The sequence below is a fragment of the Pelagibius sp. 7325 genome (assembly GCF_037652055.1).
Classification (GTDB): Bacteria; Pseudomonadota; Alphaproteobacteria; order Kiloniellales; family Kiloniellaceae; genus Pelagibius.
Genome location: NZ_JBBKAH010000002.1, coordinates 1,176,926 through 1,195,478, shown reverse-complemented (window position 1 = coordinate 1,195,478; position 18,553 = coordinate 1,176,926). Strand labels below are relative to the sequence as shown.

17 protein-coding genes are annotated in these 18,553 nt (G+C 66.2%); 9 read left to right on the top strand and 8 right to left on the bottom strand.

Going from position 1 to position 18,553, the window contains the following annotated elements; genetic code table 11:
- Positions 1–73 precede the first annotated feature (73 nt).
- The gene (locus tag WDC82_RS07605) at positions 74–751 is read right to left on the bottom strand and encodes a DUF6134 family protein (protein WP_340116652.1); all 678 of its coding nucleotides are present in this window, start codon (positions 749–751) and stop codon (positions 74–76) included.
- 124 nt (positions 752–875) lie between these two features.
- Here WDC82_RS07605 and nudC point away from each other — a divergent pair, with 124 nt between their 5' ends.
- Positions 876–1,823 (top strand): NAD(+) diphosphatase, encoded by a 948-nt coding sequence (nudC, locus tag WDC82_RS07600; RefSeq protein WP_340116651.1) that lies wholly within the window; start codon positions 876–878, stop codon positions 1,821–1,823.
- Here nudC and WDC82_RS07595 read toward each other — a convergent pair.
- Both WDC82_RS07595 and WDC82_RS07590 read right to left on the bottom strand, forming a co-directional pair.
- Positions 1,820–2,677 (bottom strand): prephenate dehydratase, encoded by an 858-nt coding sequence (locus tag WDC82_RS07595; RefSeq protein WP_340116650.1) that lies wholly within the window; start codon positions 2,675–2,677, stop codon positions 1,820–1,822. The two genes, nudC and WDC82_RS07595, sit on opposite strands and share 4 nt — an antisense overlap.
- A 110-nt stretch (positions 2,678–2,787) precedes the next feature.
- Positions 2,788–3,591: a 3-deoxy-manno-octulosonate cytidylyltransferase gene (locus WDC82_RS07590; RefSeq protein ID WP_340116649.1), complete on the bottom strand. Its 804-nt coding sequence runs from the start codon at positions 3,589–3,591 to the stop codon at positions 2,788–2,790.
- Positions 3,592–3,896: 305 nt separating this feature from the next.
- On the opposite strand from WDC82_RS07590, the gene WDC82_RS07585 reads away from it, so the two are divergent.
- The 7 genes from WDC82_RS07585 (at position 3,897) to WDC82_RS07555 (ending at position 12,211) form a co-directional block, all read left to right on the top strand.
- The gene (locus tag WDC82_RS07585; RefSeq protein WP_340116648.1) at positions 3,897–4,532 is read left to right on the top strand and encodes a cytochrome c family protein; all 636 of its coding nucleotides are present in this window, start codon (positions 3,897–3,899) and stop codon (positions 4,530–4,532) included.
- Positions 4,533–4,572: 40 nt separating this feature from the next.
- Positions 4,573–5,373, top strand: coding sequence for a histidinol-phosphatase (gene hisN, locus WDC82_RS07580; RefSeq protein WP_340116647.1), 801 nt, complete (start codon positions 4,573–4,575; stop codon positions 5,371–5,373).
- Positions 5,374–5,475: 102 nt separating this feature from the next.
- Positions 5,476–7,350: an extracellular solute-binding protein gene (locus WDC82_RS07575; RefSeq protein WP_340116646.1), complete on the top strand. Its 1,875-nt coding sequence runs from the start codon at positions 5,476–5,478 to the stop codon at positions 7,348–7,350.
- A 6-nt stretch (positions 7,351–7,356) separates the two neighbouring features.
- Positions 7,357–8,472 carry a microcin C ABC transporter permease YejB gene (locus WDC82_RS07570; protein ID WP_340116645.1) on the top strand — a complete coding sequence of 372 codons (1,116 nt, stop codon included), beginning with the start codon at positions 7,357–7,359 and terminating at the stop codon, positions 8,470–8,472.
- Positions 8,473–8,479: 7 nt separating this feature from the next.
- Entirely contained in the window at positions 8,480–9,607 is a 1,128-nt protein-coding gene (locus tag WDC82_RS07565) for an ABC transporter permease (protein WP_370661542.1), read from the top strand.
- Complete coding sequence (locus WDC82_RS07560) at positions 9,607–11,250, top strand: ABC transporter ATP-binding protein (protein WP_340116643.1); 1,644 nt, start codon at positions 9,607–9,609, stop codon at positions 11,248–11,250. Before WDC82_RS07565 ends, WDC82_RS07560 begins: the two co-directional genes overlap by 1 nt.
- A 31-nt stretch (positions 11,251–11,281) precedes the next feature.
- The gene (locus tag WDC82_RS07555) at positions 11,282–12,211 is read left to right on the top strand and encodes a glyoxylate/hydroxypyruvate reductase A (protein ID WP_340116642.1); all 930 of its coding nucleotides are present in this window, start codon (positions 11,282–11,284) and stop codon (positions 12,209–12,211) included.
- 10 nt (positions 12,212–12,221) lie between these two features.
- Here WDC82_RS07555 and WDC82_RS07550 read toward each other — a convergent pair whose 3' ends face one another.
- A complete protein-coding gene (locus tag WDC82_RS07550) occupies positions 12,222–12,563 on the bottom strand; it encodes a MarR family transcriptional regulator (protein WP_340116641.1) in 342 nt (113 codons plus the stop codon).
- 151 nt (positions 12,564–12,714) lie between these two features.
- On the bottom strand, positions 12,715–14,124 hold the full coding sequence (locus tag WDC82_RS07545; RefSeq protein ID WP_370661534.1) for a M17 family metallopeptidase: 1,410 nt from the start codon (positions 14,122–14,124) through the stop codon (positions 12,715–12,717).
- A 147-nt stretch (positions 14,125–14,271) separates the two neighbouring features.
- On the opposite strand from WDC82_RS07545, the gene WDC82_RS07540 reads away from it, so the two are divergent.
- Entirely contained in the window at positions 14,272–14,919 is a 648-nt protein-coding gene (locus WDC82_RS07540) for a glutathione S-transferase family protein (RefSeq protein ID WP_340116640.1), read from the top strand.
- A gap of 12 nt (positions 14,920–14,931) precedes the next feature.
- Here the strand turns inward: WDC82_RS07540 and WDC82_RS07535 are convergent, their stop codons facing one another.
- The 3 genes from WDC82_RS07535 to WDC82_RS07525 all read right to left on the bottom strand — a co-directional run bounded on the left by WDC82_RS07535 (position 14,932) and on the right by WDC82_RS07525 (position 18,335).
- Positions 14,932–15,981: a TAXI family TRAP transporter solute-binding subunit gene (locus tag WDC82_RS07535; RefSeq protein WP_340116639.1), complete on the bottom strand. Its 1,050-nt coding sequence runs from the start codon at positions 15,979–15,981 to the stop codon at positions 14,932–14,934.
- Positions 15,982–16,132: 151 nt separating this feature from the next.
- On the bottom strand, positions 16,133–16,879 hold the full coding sequence (locus tag WDC82_RS07530) for a TVP38/TMEM64 family protein (protein WP_340116638.1): 747 nt from the start codon (positions 16,877–16,879) through the stop codon (positions 16,133–16,135).
- A 13-nt stretch (positions 16,880–16,892) separates the two neighbouring features.
- Complete coding sequence (locus WDC82_RS07525; RefSeq protein WP_340116637.1) at positions 16,893–18,335, bottom strand: FAD-dependent oxidoreductase; 1,443 nt, start codon at positions 18,333–18,335, stop codon at positions 16,893–16,895.
- Positions 18,336–18,553 lie beyond the last annotated feature (218 nt).

Sequence of the window (18,553 nt, the reverse complement as noted above, 5' to 3'; positions counted from 1 at the left end):
TCATTTGCCGCAGATTCTGGGGACTTTTCCGAAAGATAACGCCAGTACGGAGGGATTCCCCGGATTCCCGGGCCTATCGCCGGGCCAAGGTGATAAGCGAGCCGTCGCGGGCCGGGAAGACCACGCGGGTGAGGCCGCAGGCGGCATCCGTCCAGACCTCCCGCTCAATGCCGCCGGTGAGACGGAAGTGACCGGCCGGCGGTGGCGCCAGCACCACCGCGGCAACCGGCTTTATGCCGCCGTCGACGGTATCCAGCAGGCGGGTCGCCCTAGGGGTATCGGGGTGCCACAGACTGGCCGGCAGGATATCCCCCGGGCCCTCCGCGGGCGCGCCGTTCACGCTGCCGCGCAGGTTGTCACCCTGTCGTTCGTAGCGCACCTGCCAGAGCGTGCCGTCGTCGTCGGTCTCGCTGGTGAGCGCCTGCAGCAGGCCACCGCGCCAGATCTCCTCGGCACGGTGCGTGAAGCGAAAGAGGGTGACGCCCAGGAAGCCGACGGTGATGTCGATGGCCACCTCAACCACGAAATCGCCCGCGTCCCTTGGGGCGGTGTCCCGCGAGGCCGTGCCCCGCGAGAAGGTGAAGACGTGGTCGCCGATGACCGCGTCGTGGCGCAATACGTCGAAAGCCCAGCGATCGCCGGCGGGATAGCCCCCGCAGGCGGTCGCGGCTGCGCCGGGACCGCAGAGGCCAGTAAGACCACCGCCTAACATACCGCCCCCCAGGAGTTTCAGCATCTGCCTGCGCTGCATCATTGGTTCCTTAGCCTGCGAGACTGCGCTGTTGCGGCCTCTCGATCACCTACGCAGCGGACCCTGCTCGAGGGTGCAACGGGGCGATTGCCGCCACGCGGCGGTCGTGCCACCTTGGCCGCCCATGCCGAATTCCAAGTACTCAGACTCCAAGCCCAGAAAACCCAACTTCTACGCAGAAGTGCCGCTGGACCGCGCCGACCGTTTGCGGGGCGACGCCGAGCGCTTGGCCGCCCTGCTGCGCGATCCCAAAAGCCGCGTGGTACCGCTGTGGCGCAGCCAACACCTGATCGCCGCCGAAGCCCAAGCCGTGATCCTGGCGCGGTCGGAACTGGGCGGCCTGCTGGACGTCGCGGGTGAGGCCATCTTCCTCGGCCTGCGCGAGGAGACCGCTTACCTGGCCGTAGATTTCTCACCGCTGGAGGCGCCGGCGATCGACGCCCTGACCGCCGGGCGCGGCAGTTTCCAGGACCTGCGCGCCGTCGGCCCCATCATGGACCGCCGGGACAGCGCCCTGCTCGCCTACGCGCGCGGTCTTGCCCACTGGCACGCGCGCCACGGCTTCTGCGGCGTCTGCGGTGCGCCGACGGTGAGCGAGAAGGGTGGCCACCAGCGCCGCTGCTCCAATACGGCCTGCAACGCCGTCCATTTCCCGCGCACTGACCCCGCCGTGATCATGCTGGTCCACGACGGTGCCGACCGCTGCCTCCTGGGCCGCCAACCGTTCTGGCCGCCCGGGATGCACTCGACCCTGGCCGGCTTCGTCGAGCCGGGGGAAAGCCTGGAGGAAGCCGTCGTCCGCGAGATCTGGGAAGAGGTCGGCCTGAGGCTTGCCGTCGAGGACGTCCACTATCACTCCTCGCAGCCCTGGCCGTTTCCTTCTTCGATCATGCTGGGCTTCCATGCGCGCGCCGGCTACGCCCCGCCCCAGCTCGGCCCCGACGAACTGGAAAGCGCCGCGTGGTATAGCCGCGAGGAGCTGAAGAATTCGCCGGAGAACGAAACATTCAAGCTGCCGCGCCGCGATTCCATCGCCCGCCGCCTCATCGAGGATTGGCTGGAAGAACGCTAGTCGTCGCCGTTGTCGGTGCCGCGGAAGGGATTGGCCGGATAGACGCCGAGGATCTTCACTTCGCGGGAGAAGAAGCTGAGTTCCTCGAGCGCCAGGCGCACCATGCGGTTCTCCGGGTGGCCTTCGACATCCGCGTAGAACTGCGCCACGGTGAAGCTGCCGTCGATGATGTAGCTTTCCAGCTTAGTGATGTTCACCCCGTTGGTGGCAAAGCCGCCGAGCGCCTTGTAGAGCGCCGCCGGCACCGAGCGCACACGGAACACAAAGGTGGTGACCACCGGCCCGTCGTCCATCGGCGGGTCGATCGGTTCCTCAGCCATGATGATGAAGCGCGTAGTGTTATGCGGGATGTCCTGGACGTTGGCGTCCAGGATCTGCAGACCATAGGTCTCCGCGGCCAGCTCCGAGGCGATGGCCGCGCGCGTCGGATCCCCCAGCTCGGCGACCTCCTTGGCGGCGCCCGCCGTGTCGGCATGGACTACCGGGCGGATGCCCTGGCGCCGCGTGTAGAGGCGGCACTGGGACAGTGCCTGCACGTGGCTGTGCACCGTCTGGATGCTGTCCATGGTGGCGCCGGGGGGCGCCAGCAGCTGGTGCTCCACCTTCTGGAAGTGCTCGCCGATGATGTGCAGCCCGGAATCCGGCAGCAGGTGGTGGATGTCGGCAACGCGGCCGGCGCTGGAATTCTCGATCGGGATCATCGCAAAGCGCGCCAGCCCGTCGTGGACGGCAGCGAAGGTGTCCTCGAAGGAGGCACAAGGCAGCGTGGTCATGTCCGGGCGGGCGGCCCGGCAGGCCATGTCGGAATAGGCGCCGGGGACGCCCTGGAAAGCGATGACGTCTTTGACGGTCATCGCTTTGACGCCATCGGCGTGGGCGCCGTCTCGGGGGCCTCTGACATAGCTCTCTGCCTTCTCTGTCGCGAAATCCGGAGCGGCGGAAGCTGCCCGGAAACTGGGGAAAGTCAACCTCTTGCCGGGGTCAGCAGGGCCCTGGCCCGCTCAAGATCGGCGGGAGTATCGACACCCAGGGGAAGGGTGTCAACGCGGGCCACGTCGATGCGCATGCCCGCCTCCAGCGCGCGCAGCTGCTCCAGCTTTTCGCGCAGTTCCAGCGGCGAGGGCGGTAGAGCGACGAAACGCTCCAGCGCCGCCCGGCGGTAGGCATAGATGCCGATGTGATGATACAGCGGCTGGGAAGGGCCATCGCCCCCTTGGTCCCGTGGGTCCCAGGGCACCGGGCAGCGGCTGAAATAGAGCGCGCGAGCGATCGAAGCGCCTTGCGAAAACCCCACCGCCGCCTTCACGACGTTGGGATTGCGGCGTTCCTCCGCCTCGCTGATCTGGACCACCAGGGTGGCGATGTCCGCCGGCCCCGCGGCCAGCGGGCGCAACACGGCCTGCACCAGCGCCGGGTCGAGGGTTGGCAGGTCGCCCTGCAGGTTCACCACAGCGTCGTGGCGCCCCTCTGGGTCGACAGCGCTCAGCGCCTCGAAGATGCGGTCGGAGCCGCTGGCGTGCGCCGGGTCGGTCAGCACCGCCGTGCCGCCGGCGGCGGTCACCGCCTCGGCGATGGCCTCCTCGGCGCAGGCCACCACGACGGGGCCCGCCGCGGCCTCCATGGCGCGGCGCCAGACATGCACGATCATCGGGTCGCCGTGGATGTCGGCCAGCGGCTTGTTGGGCAGCCGCGTCGAGGCCATCCGGGCCGGGATCATCACGATGGGGTTCTTGGGGGCTGAACGGCTCGGGACGGGACTGGAGGACATCGTCGGGTTCTGGAAGCTGAGGCGCATTGTCGCGCGGGAGGTATCAAGTGGACCGCCGGTCATACCGGGGATGCCGGAAGGCCGGCGCAGATTAGGGCGGCGCGCGGGAGAAAACAAACCGCCTGCGCGCTTCCGGGGCGGGAAATCGGGGTTTTTCCGGGGGGCGATGCGCCAGGGCTGTCCAATCTCCCGCAATCCCCACGGGCTTCTGGAGCCTTGCAGCCTTGCGCCCGACGGACTATTGAATGCTCAGCCTTGCGCGGCTATTGTCCCGCGCGGATCAGAAGGGAAGCAAGGGCTTATCAATGGCTTCTTCGTTGGAATCGAATAAGATCGCCGCCGCCGTGCTCACCGCCGGTGTCATCGCCATGCTCTCCGGCTTCATCGCCGAGTTGCTGTATCACCCGCACGTCACGCTGGAGGAGAATTCCTACGTGATCGCCGTCGGCGAGGGGACCGCACCGGCCGCCGCGGGCGCCGAGGAGCCCGCGCTGGAGGATATCGCCCCGCTGCTGGCCTCGGCCGATGTCGCGGCAGGCGAGAGCCTGGCCGGCAAGCAGTGCGCCTCCTGCCACACCTTCGAGGAAGGCGGCGCCAACAAGGTGGGCCCGAACCTTTACGACGTGGTCGGGCGCGCGATCGCGTCCCACGAAGGCTTCTCCTACTCCAGCAGCCTCGCCGAGCACAGCGGCGATACCTGGTCCTACGAGCACCTGAACGTCTTCCTGCACAAGCCGAAGGACTTCGCCTCGGGTACCAAGATGTCGTTCCGCGGCTTCAACAAAGCCGGCGACCGCGCCGACGTGGTCGCCTACCTGCGCACGCTGAGCGGCAGCCCCGCCGCGCTGCCCGAGGTGACCGAGGCCCCGGCGGAAGAGGCTCCGGCTGAAGCGGCCCCGGCGGAAGAGCCCGCGGCGGGTACAGAGCCGCCGGCTCAATAAGGCGCGCGTCCCGGCACCCCCGCGTTCCGCGACAGATCCCGTGAGCGTCGCCGCCGGCTGCCCTGACGAGTTTCTGAAGCTGGCGGGCCGCCTAGCGGATGCCGGACGCAGGGTCGCCCGGAACCACTTCCGTCAGGGCCTGGCCGTCGAGGCCAAGGCCGACGAGAGCCCGGTGACCCGGGCCGACCGCGAGGCGGAGATGGCGATGCGCGAGCTCATCGCCGCCGCCCATCCCGACCACGGCATCCACGGCGAGGAGTTCGGCGTCGAGAACCCGGGGGCCGAGTTCGTCTGGGTGCTGGACCCCATCGACGGCACCAAGCGCTTCATCACCGGCAACCCCCTGTTCGGCTGCCTGGTCGCGCTGCTGCAGGGCGGCCGGCCGATCCTGGGCGTCATCGACATGCCGATCCTGGAGGAGCGCTGGGCCGGTGCCGCCGGGCAGGCCACCACCTTCACCGATGCCAACGGCACGCGCGAGGCGCGGGTGCGGCCCTGCGATGGCCTCGCCGACGCCACTGTTCTGGCGACGTCGCCGGACATGTTCAGAGATGCCGACGCCCTGGCCTTCGACCGCCTGCGCCGGGCCGCCAAGCTGACGCTCTACGGCGGCGACTGCTTCAACTACGGGCTTCTGGCCAGCGGCTTTGCCGACATCGTCATCGAGGCCAACCTGGCGCCCTACGACCACCTGGCCCACGCCCCCATCATTGTCGGCGCCGGGGGCGTGATGACCGACTGGCAGGGCCGGCCGACGGACCTCGACACCGACGGCCGCGTGGTCTGCGCCGGCGACCCGCGCTGTCACGAATTAGCGATTTCCTTGCTGCAAAGCGCCTGATTGGCCATAACATTCAGGCAAGGGGGCTGGTTGGAAGAGGATTCGGGCCCAGATTCCGCAAAGGAACGCACCCGAAATCCCGTCACGAACAGGGTCTTGTCTTTGGGTAAGCTGCAGCCACTGCACCGATACCTCGCCGCTTTCGCCGTGACCGCGGCGCTTGCCCTGCCCGCTGCCACCGCCGCGCAAGACCAAGTCGTCCACAAAGGGCACGCCATCGCCATGCACGGCGAGCCGAAGTACGGACCGGACGTGCCCTACTTCGACTACGTCAATCCCAATGCACCCAAAGGCGGCACGCTGACGCTCTCCGCCGACGGCACTTTCGACACCTTCAATCCCTTCAATGCCAAGGGGACGGCCGGCGCCGGTGCCGGCATCTCGGTCGAGACGCTGCTGACTCACGGTGACGATGAGGCCTTCACCAAGTACGGCCTTCTGGCGGAAACGATGGAATGGCCGGAAGACCGCTCATGGATCATCTTCCACCTCAATCCCAAGGCGCGCTGGCACGACGGCGAGCCGGTCACCGCCGAGGACGTGATCTTCTCGTTCAACATTCTGGTGGAAAAGGGGCACCCTCAGTACCGCTTCTATTATCAGAGCGTGACCGGCGTCGAAAAGTTGGACGAGCGGAGCGTAAAGTTCACCTTCCAGACTGGCGAGAACCGCGAGTTGCCATTGATCATGGGTGAGTTGCCGGTGCTGCCGAAACATTACTGGGAAAACCGCGACTTTACGGCCACCACGCTGGAACCGCCGCTGGGCAGCGGTCCCTATCGCATCAAATCCTTCGAGCCGGGACGTTTCGTCGAGGTCGAGCGCGTGAAGGACTACTGGGGCGAGAACATCCCGGTGCGCGTCGGCACCGACAACTATGACACCATCCGCTACGAGTATTTTCTGGACCGCACTATCATCCGCCAGGCGCTGAAGGCCGGGCAGATCGACTACTTCCAGGAAAATTCCGCCAAGGAATGGGCAACGCAGTACAACATCCCGGCGGTCGACGCGGGGGTCCTGCACAAGCAGCGTATCCTGGACAAGAGTTCCGGCGGCATGCAGGCCTTCTACATGAATCTCCGCCGCGATCTCTTCAAAGATCCCCAGGTGCGCCGGGCGCTGGCCTACGCCTTCGATTTCCAGTGGACCAACAAGACCGTCTACTACGGCCAGTACGAACAGCCGGCGAGCTTCTTCGCACCGACCGAGCTCGCGTCGACAGGCCTGCCTCAAGGCGAAGAGCTGGAAATTCTGGAGCGCTATCGCGGACGCATCCCCGACGAAGTCTTCACCACCCCGTATCAGCCGCCGGCCACCGATGGCTCCGGCTGGCCGCGCGACAACCTGCTGAAGGCTCTCGACATACTGGAGCAGGCCGGGTGGGTGGTGCGCGACATGAAACTGGTGAACGCGGAAACCGGGCAGCGCTTCAGCTTTGAGTTCCTCTACCAGGACCAGGCACAGGAACGCGTGCTGCTGCCGTTCTTCTTCAACCTGCGCCGCCTCGGGATCGAGGTCCGGCCGCGCCTGGCCGATACCTCGCAGTACATTAATCGGGTGCGGGCGCGCGACTTTGACATGATGATCATTCCAACCGCGCAGTCACTCTCTCCTGGCAACGAGCAGCGCGAGTACTGGGGCAGCGCGGCGGCTGACCAGCCATCCAGCCGCAACTATGCGGGGATCAAGAATCCGGTAATCGACGAACTGATCGAACTGGTGATTTCCGCACCCACGCGTGAAAGCCTCATCCAGCGCACCCGCGCGCTCGACCGTGTGCTGCTATGGGGCCACTACGTCATTCCTCAGCTCATGGCACCTTTCGACCGCATCCTTTATTGGGACAAGTTCGGCCGGCCGGAGCGCGTCCCCCTCCAGGGCCCGGACGTACTGCGCTGGTGGATCGACCCGGAAAAGGCGGCAACGTTGACAGCGCGCCGTCGAAGCGCCGGCGCGGCACAGGAAGGAAGCTGACCGGTCATGCTCTCCTACCTCGTCCGCCGCCTGCTGCTGATCATCCCGACTCTTTTCGGCATCATGCTGATCAACTTTGCCGTCGTGCAGGTGCTGCCCGGCGGGCCGGTCGAGCAGGTGATCGCGGAGCTCACGGGCCAGGGCGTCGCCGCGACCAGCCGCGTCTCGCAGCAAACCGGCGACATTGCCGGTGGCGGCGGCGAGACTCGTTCCGTCGCCTCGGACAGTAGCACCACCGGCGCCTACCGCGGCGCTCAAGGCCTCAGCCCGGAATTCATCGCGGAACTGGAGCGCCAGTTCGGGCTCGACAAGCCGGCGCACGAGCGCTTCCTGCTGATGTTGAGAAACTACGCCGTCTTCGATTTCGGTGAGAGCTTCTTCCGGGGGCGGCCCGTGGTCGATCTAGTGATCGAGAAGATGGACGTCTCCATCTCCCTCGGCCTGTGGACCACGCTCATCACCTATCTGGTCTGCATTCCGCTGGGTGTCGCCAAGGCGACCCGCGACGGCAGCCGCTTCGACCTCTGGACCAGCGGCGCCATAATCGTCGGCTATGCGATTCCCTCATTCCTCTTCGCCGTGCTGCTGATCATTCTCTTCGCCAGCGGCACCTACTGGGAGGTCTTTCCGCTCCGAGGCCTGACCTCCGTCGGGTCATCGGAGTGGCCCTGGTACCAGCAGGTCGCCGACTATTTCTGGCACATCGCCCTGCCGGTCTTCGCCATGGTAGTTGGCGGCTTTGCGACGCTGACGATGCTGACCAAGAACTCCTTCCTCGACCAACTCGGCCAGCAGTACGTCATCACCGCCCGCGCCAAGGGCCTGACCGAGAACCGCGTGCTGTACGGCCATGTCTTCCGCAACGCCATGCTGATCGTCATTGCAGGCTTTCCAGGCGCTTTCGTCGCAATCCTCTTTGGCAGCTCGCTCTTGATCGAGGTGATTTTCTCGCTGGACGGGCTAGGCTTGCTAGGATTCGAAGCGGCGCTGAACCGCGACTACCCCGTCATGTTCGGCACGCTCTACTTCTTCTCGCTGCTCGGCCTGCTGATGAACATCGTCGGAGACATCATGTACACCATCGTCGATCCGCGCATCGACTTCGAGCGTCGGGCGGTGTGACATGACGATGCCCGCGCAGCAGCCGCAGTTTATCGGGCTCAGGATCAGTCCGCTGAATCGACGCCGCCTGCACAACTTCCGCGCCAACCGTCGGGGCTACTGGTCGCTGTGGATCTTCATAGCGCTTTTCGTGATCAGCCTTGCCGCAGAGATCGTCGCCAACGACCGCCCCTTCCTTGTCTACTACGACGGTAGCCTCTACTTTCCGGTCGTAAAGGATTATCCGGAATCGGAGTTCGGCGGTTCTTTTCCAACGGCTGCGGAGTACAAAGATCCAGCAGTTCAAGAACTGATCACGGAGAAGGGCTGGATGATCTGGCCGGTCATCCGCTTCAACCATCGCTCCGTCGCCTGGGACCTGCCTGATCCGGCGCCCACGCCGCCCAGCGCCGAGCACTGGCTGGGCACCGACGACCAGGCCCGCGACGTGGTGGCGCGCCTCATCTATGGTTTTCGTATCTCAGTCGTCTTCGGGCTGGTGCTCGCCGCCTTGTCAGCGGTTATCGGGGTGTCCGCCGGTGCCGTGCAGGGCTACTTCGGCGGCTGGACCGACCTGCTGTTTCAGCGCTTCATGGAAATCTGGGGCGGCATGCCTCAGCTTTACTTGTTGATCATCCTGGCCAGCGTGGTAGTGCCGAACTTCTGGTGGCTTTTGGGTATTCTGCTGCTGTTCTCCTGGATGGGTTTCGTCGGCGTCGTGCGCGCCGAGTTTCTGCGCGCCCGCAATTTCGACTACGTGCGCGCCGCCCGCGCGCTGGGTGCGACCGACCCGGTCATCATGTTTCGCCACGTTCTGCCCAACGCCATGGTCGCCACCATCACATTCTTGCCCTTCGTTCTGTCCAGTTCCATTACCGCGCTGACCTCGTTGGATTTCCTCGGCTTCGGCCTGCCCGCCGGTTCTGCTTCCCTGGGTGAGCTTTTGAAACAGGGCAAGGAGAACCTCGCCGCGCCCTGGCTCGGCCTTACCGGCTTCTTCTCCATCGCCATCATGCTTAGCCTCCTGGTCTTCATCGGCGAGGCGGTGCGTGATGCCTTTGACCCGCGCAAGCTGTTCACCGGGCCGGTGCAGGCCGAATCTGCAGCCAGCGACCGGGCCGCCAAACCGGCCCCTGCTGCTGGAGGCGACGACTGATGCCGGGAAACAACAAAGGAGGCCCCCTGCTGCAGGTGCGCAACCTGGGTGTGCGATTCCAGATGCCCGGCGGCGCGGTCGATGCCGTGAAAAACGTCAGCTTCGAAATCGCCAGAGGCGAGACCGTCGCTCTGGTCGGCGAATCCGGTTCAGGCAAGTCGGTAACGGCGCTGTCGGTCCTGCAGCTGTTGCCCTACCCGCTGGCCCGCCACCCGGAAGGCAGCTCCATTCTGTTCGACGGCGAAGAGATGGTCGGCGCCGACACCAAGCGCTTGCGCAAGGTGCGCGGCGATCAGGTTTCGATGATCTTCCAGGAGCCGATGACCTCGCTGAATCCGCTGCACACGGTGGAAAAGCAGATCAACGAAACCCTGTTCCTGCATAAGGGCATGAACAAGGATCAGGCACGCCAGCGCACCCTTGAACTCCTAAAGTTGGTCGGCATTCCCGACGCGGTGAAACGCCTCAATGCCTATCCGCACGAGCTGTCCGGCGGACAACGCCAGCGCGTGATGATCGCCATGGCACTGGCCAACGAGCCGGACCTGCTGATCGCCGATGAGCCGACCACGGCCCTGGACGTCACCATCCAAGCTCAGATCCTGAAACTGCTGAAGGAATTGCAGCAGCAACTCGGCATGGCCCTGCTGCTGATCACCCACGACCTCGGCATCGTGCGCAAGATGGCGGACAAGGTCTGCGTCATGACCCAGGGCGAGATCGTCGAGCAGGGCAACGAGGAGGAGATCTTCGAGCGCCCGCAGCACCCCTACACGCAGCGCCTGCTGGCGGCGGAGCCCAAAGGCCGGCCGCTTGGCGGCGCCGCCGATGCACCGGTGGTGATGGAAGGCGACGACCTGAAGGTCTGGTTCCCAATCAAGAAAGGCATCCTGAAGCGCACTGTCGACTACGTCCGCGCTGTCGACGGCATTTCCGTCACCGTGCGTCAGGGCCACACCGTTGGCGTCGTCGGCGAGAGCGGCTCCGGCAAGACCACCCTGGGCCTCGCCCTCCTGCGCCTGCTGTCATCCGAGGGCGCCATCCGTTTCGACGGCAAGGTCATACAGGGCCTCGGCAGCCAAGACCTGCGCCCCCTGCGCCGCTCCATGCAGATCGTCTTCCAGGACCCCTACGGCTCCCTGAGCCCGCGCCTCTCCATCGGCCAGATCGTCGCCGAGGGCCTGAAGATCCACAGCCTGGGCGGCAACGAGGCGGAGCGCGAGGCGATGATCGTCTCCGCGCTGGAGGAGGTCGGCCTCGACCCCGAAAGCCGCCATCGCTACCCGCACGAGTTCTCCGGCGGCCAGCGACAGCGTATCGCCATCGCGCGGGCCATGGTGCTGAAGCCGCGCTTCGTGGTGCTGGACGAGCCGACCTCGGCACTCGACATGTCGGTGCAAGCACAGATCGTCGACCTGCTGCGCGAACTGCAGCAGCGCCATGCCCTGGCTTACCTCTTCATCAGCCACGACCTGAAGGTGGTCCGCGCCCTCGCCGACGAAGTGATCGTCATGCGCGATGGCAAGGTGGTAGAACAGGGCCGCGCCGAGCAGATCTTCGATGCACCGCAGAACGCCTACACTCAAGCACTCATGAAAGCAGCCTTTGACCTGGAAGCCGTCGAAGGCGTCGTCTCCACCTGACCCCTCCCTGTTTTCTCGTAGTTGGATTTCCGTGGCACTTCTCATCAAAACCGACATCGACCGGGGCAACGCCTGGACCGAGGCGCTGAACGCCCACTATCCCGAATTGAAAACCTACACCTGGCCCTACGACGGCGACCCGGCAAAGATCGACTACGCCCTGGTATGGCAGCCCCCCAAGGGCGAACTGAAGCGCTACCCCAACCTGAGGGCCATCTTCTCCGTGGGCGCCGGCATCGATCACCTGGCGAGTGACCCGGAGCTGCCGCCGAACGTGCCGGTGGTGCGCATGGTGGAGCCGGGCCTGACCGCCGGCATGACCCAGTACGTCGTGCTGTCGGTACTGAACCACCACCGCTTCATGCTGGACTACGCCGCCCAGCGCCGCGCCAAGGTATGGGAAGAAATCCCGCAGATCGCCGCCGAGGCGCGCCAGGTCGGTATGCTGGGGCTCGGCGTTCTGGGCCGCGATGCCCTGGAGAAGCTGAGGGCCTTCGACTTCAAGCTGGCCGGCTGGAGCCGCAGCCCCAAGAGCATCACCGGCGTCACCTGCTTCCATGGGCCAGCCGGCCTGGACGAGTTCCTCGCGGGAACCGACATTCTGGTCTGTCTGCTGCCGCTGACAGCGGAAACCGCCGACCTCCTGAACCGCGATCTCTTCGCCAAGCTGCCGGCCGGCGCCGCCGTCATCAACGTGGGGCGCGGCGGTCAGCTGGTCGAGGAGGATCTCATCGAAGCCCTCGACAGCGGGCAACTGAGCGGCGCCACCCTGGACGTCTTCCGCCAGGAGCCGCTGCCCGAGGACCATCCTTTCTGGGAACATCCGCGCGTCTTCATGACGCCGCACATCGCCAGCATGACGATCCCCTCCAGCGCCGTGCGCGCGGTGGTGGCCAACATTCAGCGCCTGGAGGCCGGCGAGGCCCTGCAGCACGTGGTTGACCTGAAGCGCGGCTACTGAGCGGCCGCTGTCAGGGAACTTGCAGCTCGCGCGAGGCCGCCGCGGCCATGTCGGCGAACTCGCGTAGGAAGACCGAGCCCTTCACGCTGCGCTGGACAAGGATCGAGCGCTTGTCCTGCTCGTCGGTCTTGCGGCGGACGAACTCCAGTTTCTCCAGGCGGTCGACGGCGCGGGTCACCGCCGGCTTCGACATGTTGAGAGTCTTGGCGAGGCCGCGCACGGTGTGCGGCGGCGGTGCCAGATATACCTGAAGGAAAAGAGCGAACTGCCGCGTGGTGAGGTCCGGCAGCGTCCGGTTCAGGCCAACCACCAGCACCCGGTGCCACAGCGCCAGCGCCTGGCTCGGCTGCATCGCAGGCCCGCCTGCAGGGGTCGACGTCGGTGGGGCAGCCATGGCGGCGGCTCGTTCTCATTGCAGAAGCGAAACGAAGTCTGCCGAAGCGGCGCGGCGGGCGCAAGCCCGCCGCCTGTGACATCGACCGCCCAGAAGCCTTTCCGGGCCGTCAGGCTTTCCTGGCAGGACCACGGCGCGTCAGTTCGACGATGGCGGCGTAGACCGCACGCAGGCCCATGGCCTCGCCGCCCTCGGGCCGTCCCGCCCGTGTGGCGACGTTCCACGCCATGACGTCGAAGTGCACCCAGCGGGTGCCCGGGTTGACGAACTGCTCGAGAAACAGCGCCGCGGTGATGGCGCCGCCGTAGGGGCTGTTGGAGATGTTGTTGAGGTCGGCGACCTTGCTGTCGAGACCCTGGCGGTAACCCTTGAACAGCGGCAGGCGCCACACCGGGTCGCCCTCCGCCGCACCCTGGCGCAGGATGACGCCGGCCAGTTTGTCGTCGTTGCAGAACATCGCCGGCAAGTCGGGCCCGAGGGCGACCCGCGCCGCGCCGGTCAGGGTCGCGAAATCGATCAGCAGGTCGGGCTTCTCGCTGTCCGCCTCGGCCAGGGCATCGCAAAGGATGAGGCGGCCCTCGGCGTCGGTGTTGCCGACCTCGACGGTGAGGCCCTTCCTGGTCTGCAGCACGTCGAGCGGCCGGAAAGCATTGCCGGAAACGGCGTTCTCGACCGCCGGGATCAGCACGCGCAGGCGTAGCGGCAGCTTTTCCGCCATAATGAGCGAGGCAAGGCCCAGCACATGGGCGGCGCCGCCCATGTCCTTCTTCATCAGCTTCATTCCGGCAGCGGGCTTCAGGTCCAGGCCGCCGGAATCGAAGCAGACGCCCTTGCCAACCAGCGTCACCTTGGGACCCTTGGTCCCCCAGCGCATGTCGATGAGCCGCGGCTCCTCAGCGGCGGCGCGGCCGACCGCATGGATCGCCGGGTAGTTCCGCTTCAAGAGGGTGTCCCCGACGATGACGCTGCACTTGCCACGGTGCTGCTTGGCCAGGGCGCGGGCGGCCTCGGCGAGCTGTGCCGGACCCATGTCGTTGGCCGGGGTATTGACCAGGTCGCGCACCAGGGCGATGGCCTCGGCAGTGTGGGTCACCTGGTCGCGGTCCGCCGCCTTGGGCCACACCAGACGCGCCAGCTCGCGCCCGTTGGATTTGTAGCGGGTAAAAGCGTAGCTGCCGAGGGCCCAGCCCAGGGCGGCACGCGAGGCGGCACCCGGGCGCATGCCCTGATCGAGGCGATAGACCCCGGCCGGCAGCCCGGTGGGCAGCCCGGCGAAGGACCAGATCGGCTCGTCGCCGTCGATCACCAGCAGTACCTCCTCCAGCGCGCCGCCCTCGCCCGGCAGCAGACAGAAGCTGCCCGGCTGCGCACGGAAGCCGCTGGCCGCGACCCAGGCACGGCGCGGCGCGGGCTGCGCCTTCAGCCAGTCGTCATAGACGTCGCGGGTCAGCGCGGTGATCGGGGTGGCTTTGGACTCATCGTCGAGGAGAGTGGCAACAAGGGCGGCGGGACTGGCCAAGGGGTAAGCTCCGAAGCTGGTTTCCTAGCGGGGGAATATGGAGTGACACCACGGACTTGCGCGGCGGCGGCATATTTGCGCTAAATCGCCGCGCTGTCGACTCGCAGAGTCTCGGCCGTTCCGCGGCGCGCAAACAAGAGCATGACGATGACCGATTATACGTTGATTCTGGGCAATAAGACCTATTCCTCCTGGTCGCTCCGGGGCTGGCTGCTGGCCAAGCAGGCCGGCATCCGCTTCGACGAGGTGGTGATCCCGCTGCGCCAGCCCGACACGCGCGCGCAAATCCTGCACCACAGCCCGGCCGGCAAGGTGCCGACCTTGATTGCCGGCGGGGAAGCGGTGTGGGACAGCCTGGCCATCGCCGAATACCTGGCCGAGACCTATCCCTCTCAGGGATTGTGGCCGAGCGACCCGGCGGCCCGGCGTCTCGCCCGCTGCGTCACCGCCGAAATGCATGCCGGCTTCCAGGCCCTGCGCGGCGCCCTGCCGATGGATCTCAGCAAGCACCACCCCGGTCACCAGATCGCACCGGAAGTTCAGGCCGACGTCGACCGCATTCAGGCGATCTGGCGCGATTGCCGCGGCCGCTTCGGCAGGGCAGGGGATTTTCTCTTCGGCGCTTTCAGCGTGGCCGATGCCTTCTACGCGCCTGTAGTGACCCGCTTCCGCACCTACGACGTGACGCTGGACTCCATCAGCGAGGCCTACTGCACGGCGGTGACCGACCACCCCTGGATGAAGGAATGGACGGCGGCCGCCGCCGAAGAGAGCTGGATCATCGAGTTTGATTGAGCCGCCAGGCCGCTATTTCATCATGCCGACTTCGCGGTAGTACTTGGCCGCGCCCGGGTGCAGCGGAATACCGAGGCCGTCCAGCGCCTTTTCCAGCACGATCTGGGCACCCTTGGGATGGCCTTTGTCGAGCAGCTGCCGCGTGGTCGGATGCCACAGCGCCTGGGTGATGGCGTAGACCGTCTCCTCGGGCACCTTCTCCGACACCACCCACTGGGCGCCGACCGAAAGGGTGTCCACTGCCTGGAGCCCCGGATAGGTGCCGGCCGGCAGCGCCTGGCGGGCAAAGAAGGGGCTGTCGGCCAAGAGCTTGTCGACCTCAGGTCCGGCAATCGGCACAAGGTCGACCAGTGCCTCCTCGGCAAGTTCCAGCACCGCGGTCGCCGGGGTGCCGGCGACGAAGAAGAATCCGTCGATCTCGCCCTCGCGCAGGGCGTCACCAGCGGCACCGGATGCCAGCGCGTAATCCTCGAAATCCGCTGGCACAATGCCGAAGGCGCTGAGCACCAGGAGAGCATCGACCCGCGTGCCGGAGCCGGGGCGGTCGACCGAGATCTTCCTGCCGCGCAGATCGGCGACCGACTTGATGCCGGAATCGGAGCGCACCACCAGGTGGATGGTCTCGGGGTAGAGGTTGGCGATGGCGCGCAGTGACTTCAGCGGGCCGCCCTCGAGAAACAGTTCCTCGCCGCGGTAGGCCCAGTAGGCGACATCCGACTGGCTGAAGCCGGACTCCATCGAGCCTTCCTCGATCTGGCGCACATTGTCGACCGATCCGCGAGTCGACTGTGCGACGGCGACCAGACCGGTAACGCCGCAGCTGCCGCCGCCCGTGCAGTCGCGGCTGCCCGGCGGGCTGGAAATGGCGCTGGCGATGATGCCGCCGATCGGGAAATAGGTCCCGGCGGTCGAGCCGGTGCCGATGCGGAAAAAGCGAATGTCCTGGGCACCGGCAAGCGTCGCTCCCGCCAGGGCCAGGATCGGCAACAGCAGAAGTCCGGCGGAGAGACCGCGGATCCGGAATCGGCGGGCTGCAGGCGCTGGGGCCTCGGATTGCGGCATGGCACTTCTCCGCTTGGCTGGAATCCGCGTTGCGGGCAGGGCCGAAAACGGCGCCACCCCTTGCGATCCCCCAGGTATATCAAGCCTCAAGGCCGCTTCATAGAGGGCCAGATCCAATCGGCGCCTGGGGCCAGCGGGCGGCGCCCGCGTTTCAGCGGGCCTGGCGGCGTGCCTTGAGGTGCTTATAGGCGACCGGCAGCAGGGAAAGCAACGAGAGGCCGACGAGGCCGGCAATGATCTGCGGCGTCAGCACGCTTTCCACCGTAAAGGCGCCGCCACCATCGAACACCGATCCGAGGCCTCCCCCGGCCAGCGCAAAGACCAGGGTGCCGGGGACGATGCCGACAAAGGTGCAAACGACATAGGTGCGTAGCGAAACGCCGAGGAATGCCGGCGCGACATTCACGATGAAGAAGGGAAACAGCGGGACGAGGCGGAGCAGCAGCATGTAGCTGAACTCGTTCTCGCGGAACCCCGCCTCCATCCGCTCCAGCGCAGGGCCGGCCTTGGCGCGAAAGAGATCGCCGAGGGCACTGCGGGCTATGGTGAAGAGGATCGTCGCACCCAAGGTGGCGCCCAGCATGACGTAGATCGTTGCAAGCGTTGCGCCGAAGAGAAAGCCGCCGATGATGGTGAGCACGGCCCCGACCGGCAGAATAAGCAACGTGGTCACGGCATAGACGGCGATGAATACGAGAGCGGCGATGACGCCTTGCTCTGCTACGAAGGCATTCAGTTCGGCGCGATGCGTACGTAGGTTCTCCAGGCTGACATAGTCCTGCAGACCCAGGGCAAAAGCCAGAGCAACGGCTGCAGCCAGAACCAGCAGCGGCAGCAGCCGGCGCAGCAATGGCCGGCCCGCCGGCTTGACGTCGATCTCTTCGCTCAACTCGCTCATAGAAAGGACTCTCTCAGCCGAACCACTGCAGGAAGCGCACGATCTTTTGCGTGCGATCGCTGAACAGGGTCGGCGTGTAATAGTTGCCTGCGGCGCGCTTGCTCGCTTCCCCGAGGGTGGGATAGGGCGCGATCATGTTCGCCATGGCGCCGATCTTGAGGCGCTGGCCGATAGCGAGCACCCAGGGCTGCAGGAGCTCGCCGGCATGACGCCCGGCGATAGAGGCGCCGAGGATGCGCCCGCGCGATCCGACCACCACCTTCACCAGACCCTCGGTCGCGCGCTCGGTGCGGGCACGGTCATTCTCCGCGAAGAGCGCGGTCAGCACCGCCACCTTGTCTCCGTGCTTCTCGCGCGCCTGCGCCTCGGTCAGGCCGACGTGGGCGATCTCCGGATCGGTAAAGGTCACCCAGGGCAGCGCCCCGTAATCTACCTTGGCCGGCAGCTTGAAGAGCGCGTTGCGGATGACGATCCCGGCATGATAGCCGGCCACGTGGGTGAACTGGTAGGCGCCGAGGCCTTCCACCAGGGCAACATCGCCAACGGCGAAGATACGTTTGTTGCTGCTGCGCAGGCGGCGGTCGACCGCGACGCCCTTGGCGGAGTAGGAAACGCCGGCGACATCCAGGCCCAGCCCTTCGACGGTGGCCTTGCGTCCGGCGGCAACCAACACGTGGGAACCGCTGAGCGTCGTCTCGACTCCGTTCTTTTCGATGGTGACGCCGATCGCGTCGCCCTGCCTGGAGACCGCCTTGATCTGAATGCCTTCGTGGATCTCGACGCCATCCGAGGCGAGGCGGCGGCGCGCGACGGCGGTCACCTCAGGGTCGTCCTTGCCGAGCACCTTGAACATTTCCAAGAGCGAGACACGGACACCCAGGCGTCGGTGTGCTTGCGCCAATTCAGCGCCGATCGGCCCGCCGCCGATGACGATGAGGTGCTCGGGCCGTTCGGCGAGGTCGAATACCGTCTCGTTGGTCAGGTAGGGTACCGCCTCCAGCCCGGGGATCGGCGGCACGGCGGGCGTCGAGCCGGTGGCGACCACGAAGCGCCTGGCCCGCACTGTAGTGTTGCCGGCCACGACCTCGCGCCGGCCGGTGAATTGCGCGGCAGCCTGGATCACGGTGACGCCCAGCCCCTCGAAGCGCTCCACCGAATCGTGCGGCGCGATGCCGGCGATGACGCCACGGACATGGTCACGCACAGCGGCGAAGTCGACCCCGGGTTCCTGGCCGCTGACGCCGAAGCGGCCGGCATGGCGCATCGCGTCCCCTGCCGCGGCGGCGGCGATCAGCGCCTTTGAGGGTACGCAGCCGCTGTTGAGACAGTCGCCGCCCATCTTGCCCTTCTCGATCAGCACCACGCGCGCGCCCATCTGAACGGCGCCGGCGGCCACCGACAGCCCGCCGGAGCCCGCACCGATGACACAGAGATCGGCCTCGATGATGTTAGCCATACTGCGATTCCTCTGCCCCCTTGCCGGCCCTCGTCGCCACTCTATCAAACAAAGATAAAGGACGGAGAATCCGAGGCCGGTAGGGTTCAGATAAGCAGCCTCGGATGCAACCAAAGGCTTTTCACGGCGTTGTGAGAGGCCGTGAAAGCGCCGTTTCCCGAACAGCGTGGACTGGAATCCGGCTGCAATCCTAAGGTTTTGCACCGGCCCGGCGGCAG

Coding starts and splice junctions, on each gene's coding strand:
- WDC82_RS07605 (WP_340116652.1), bottom strand. CDS start 751: ATGCAGCGCAGGCAGATGCTGAAACTCCTGGGGGGCGGTATGTTAGGC.
- WDC82_RS07565 (WP_370661542.1), top strand. CDS start 8,480: ATGCCCGCGCAGCAGCCGCAGTTTATCGGGCTCAGGATCAGTCCGCTG.
- nudC (WP_340116651.1), top strand. CDS start 876: ATGCCGAATTCCAAGTACTCAGACTCCAAGCCCAGAAAACCCAACTTC.
- WDC82_RS07540 (WP_340116640.1), top strand. CDS start 14,272: ATGACCGATTATACGTTGATTCTGGGCAATAAGACCTATTCCTCCTGG.
- WDC82_RS07525 (WP_340116637.1), bottom strand. CDS start 18,335: ATGGCTAACATCATCGAGGCCGATCTCTGTGTCATCGGTGCGGGCTCC.
- WDC82_RS07590 (WP_340116649.1), bottom strand. CDS start 3,591: ATGTCCTCCAGTCCCGTCCCGAGCCGTTCAGCCCCCAAGAACCCCATC.
- WDC82_RS07530 (WP_340116638.1), bottom strand. CDS start 16,879: ATGAGCGAGTTGAGCGAAGAGATCGACGTCAAGCCGGCGGGCCGGCCA.
- WDC82_RS07585 (WP_340116648.1), top strand. CDS start 3,897: ATGGCTTCTTCGTTGGAATCGAATAAGATCGCCGCCGCCGTGCTCACC.
- WDC82_RS07560 (WP_340116643.1), top strand. CDS start 9,607: ATGCCGGGAAACAACAAAGGAGGCCCCCTGCTGCAGGTGCGCAACCTG.
- WDC82_RS07570 (WP_340116645.1), top strand. CDS start 7,357: ATGCTCTCCTACCTCGTCCGCCGCCTGCTGCTGATCATCCCGACTCTT.
- WDC82_RS07550 (WP_340116641.1), bottom strand. CDS start 12,563: ATGCAGCCGAGCCAGGCGCTGGCGCTGTGGCACCGGGTGCTGGTGGTT.
- WDC82_RS07595 (WP_340116650.1), bottom strand. CDS start 2,677: ATGACCGTCAAAGACGTCATCGCTTTCCAGGGCGTCCCCGGCGCCTAT.
- WDC82_RS07535 (WP_340116639.1), bottom strand. CDS start 15,981: ATGCCGCAATCCGAGGCCCCAGCGCCTGCAGCCCGCCGATTCCGGATC.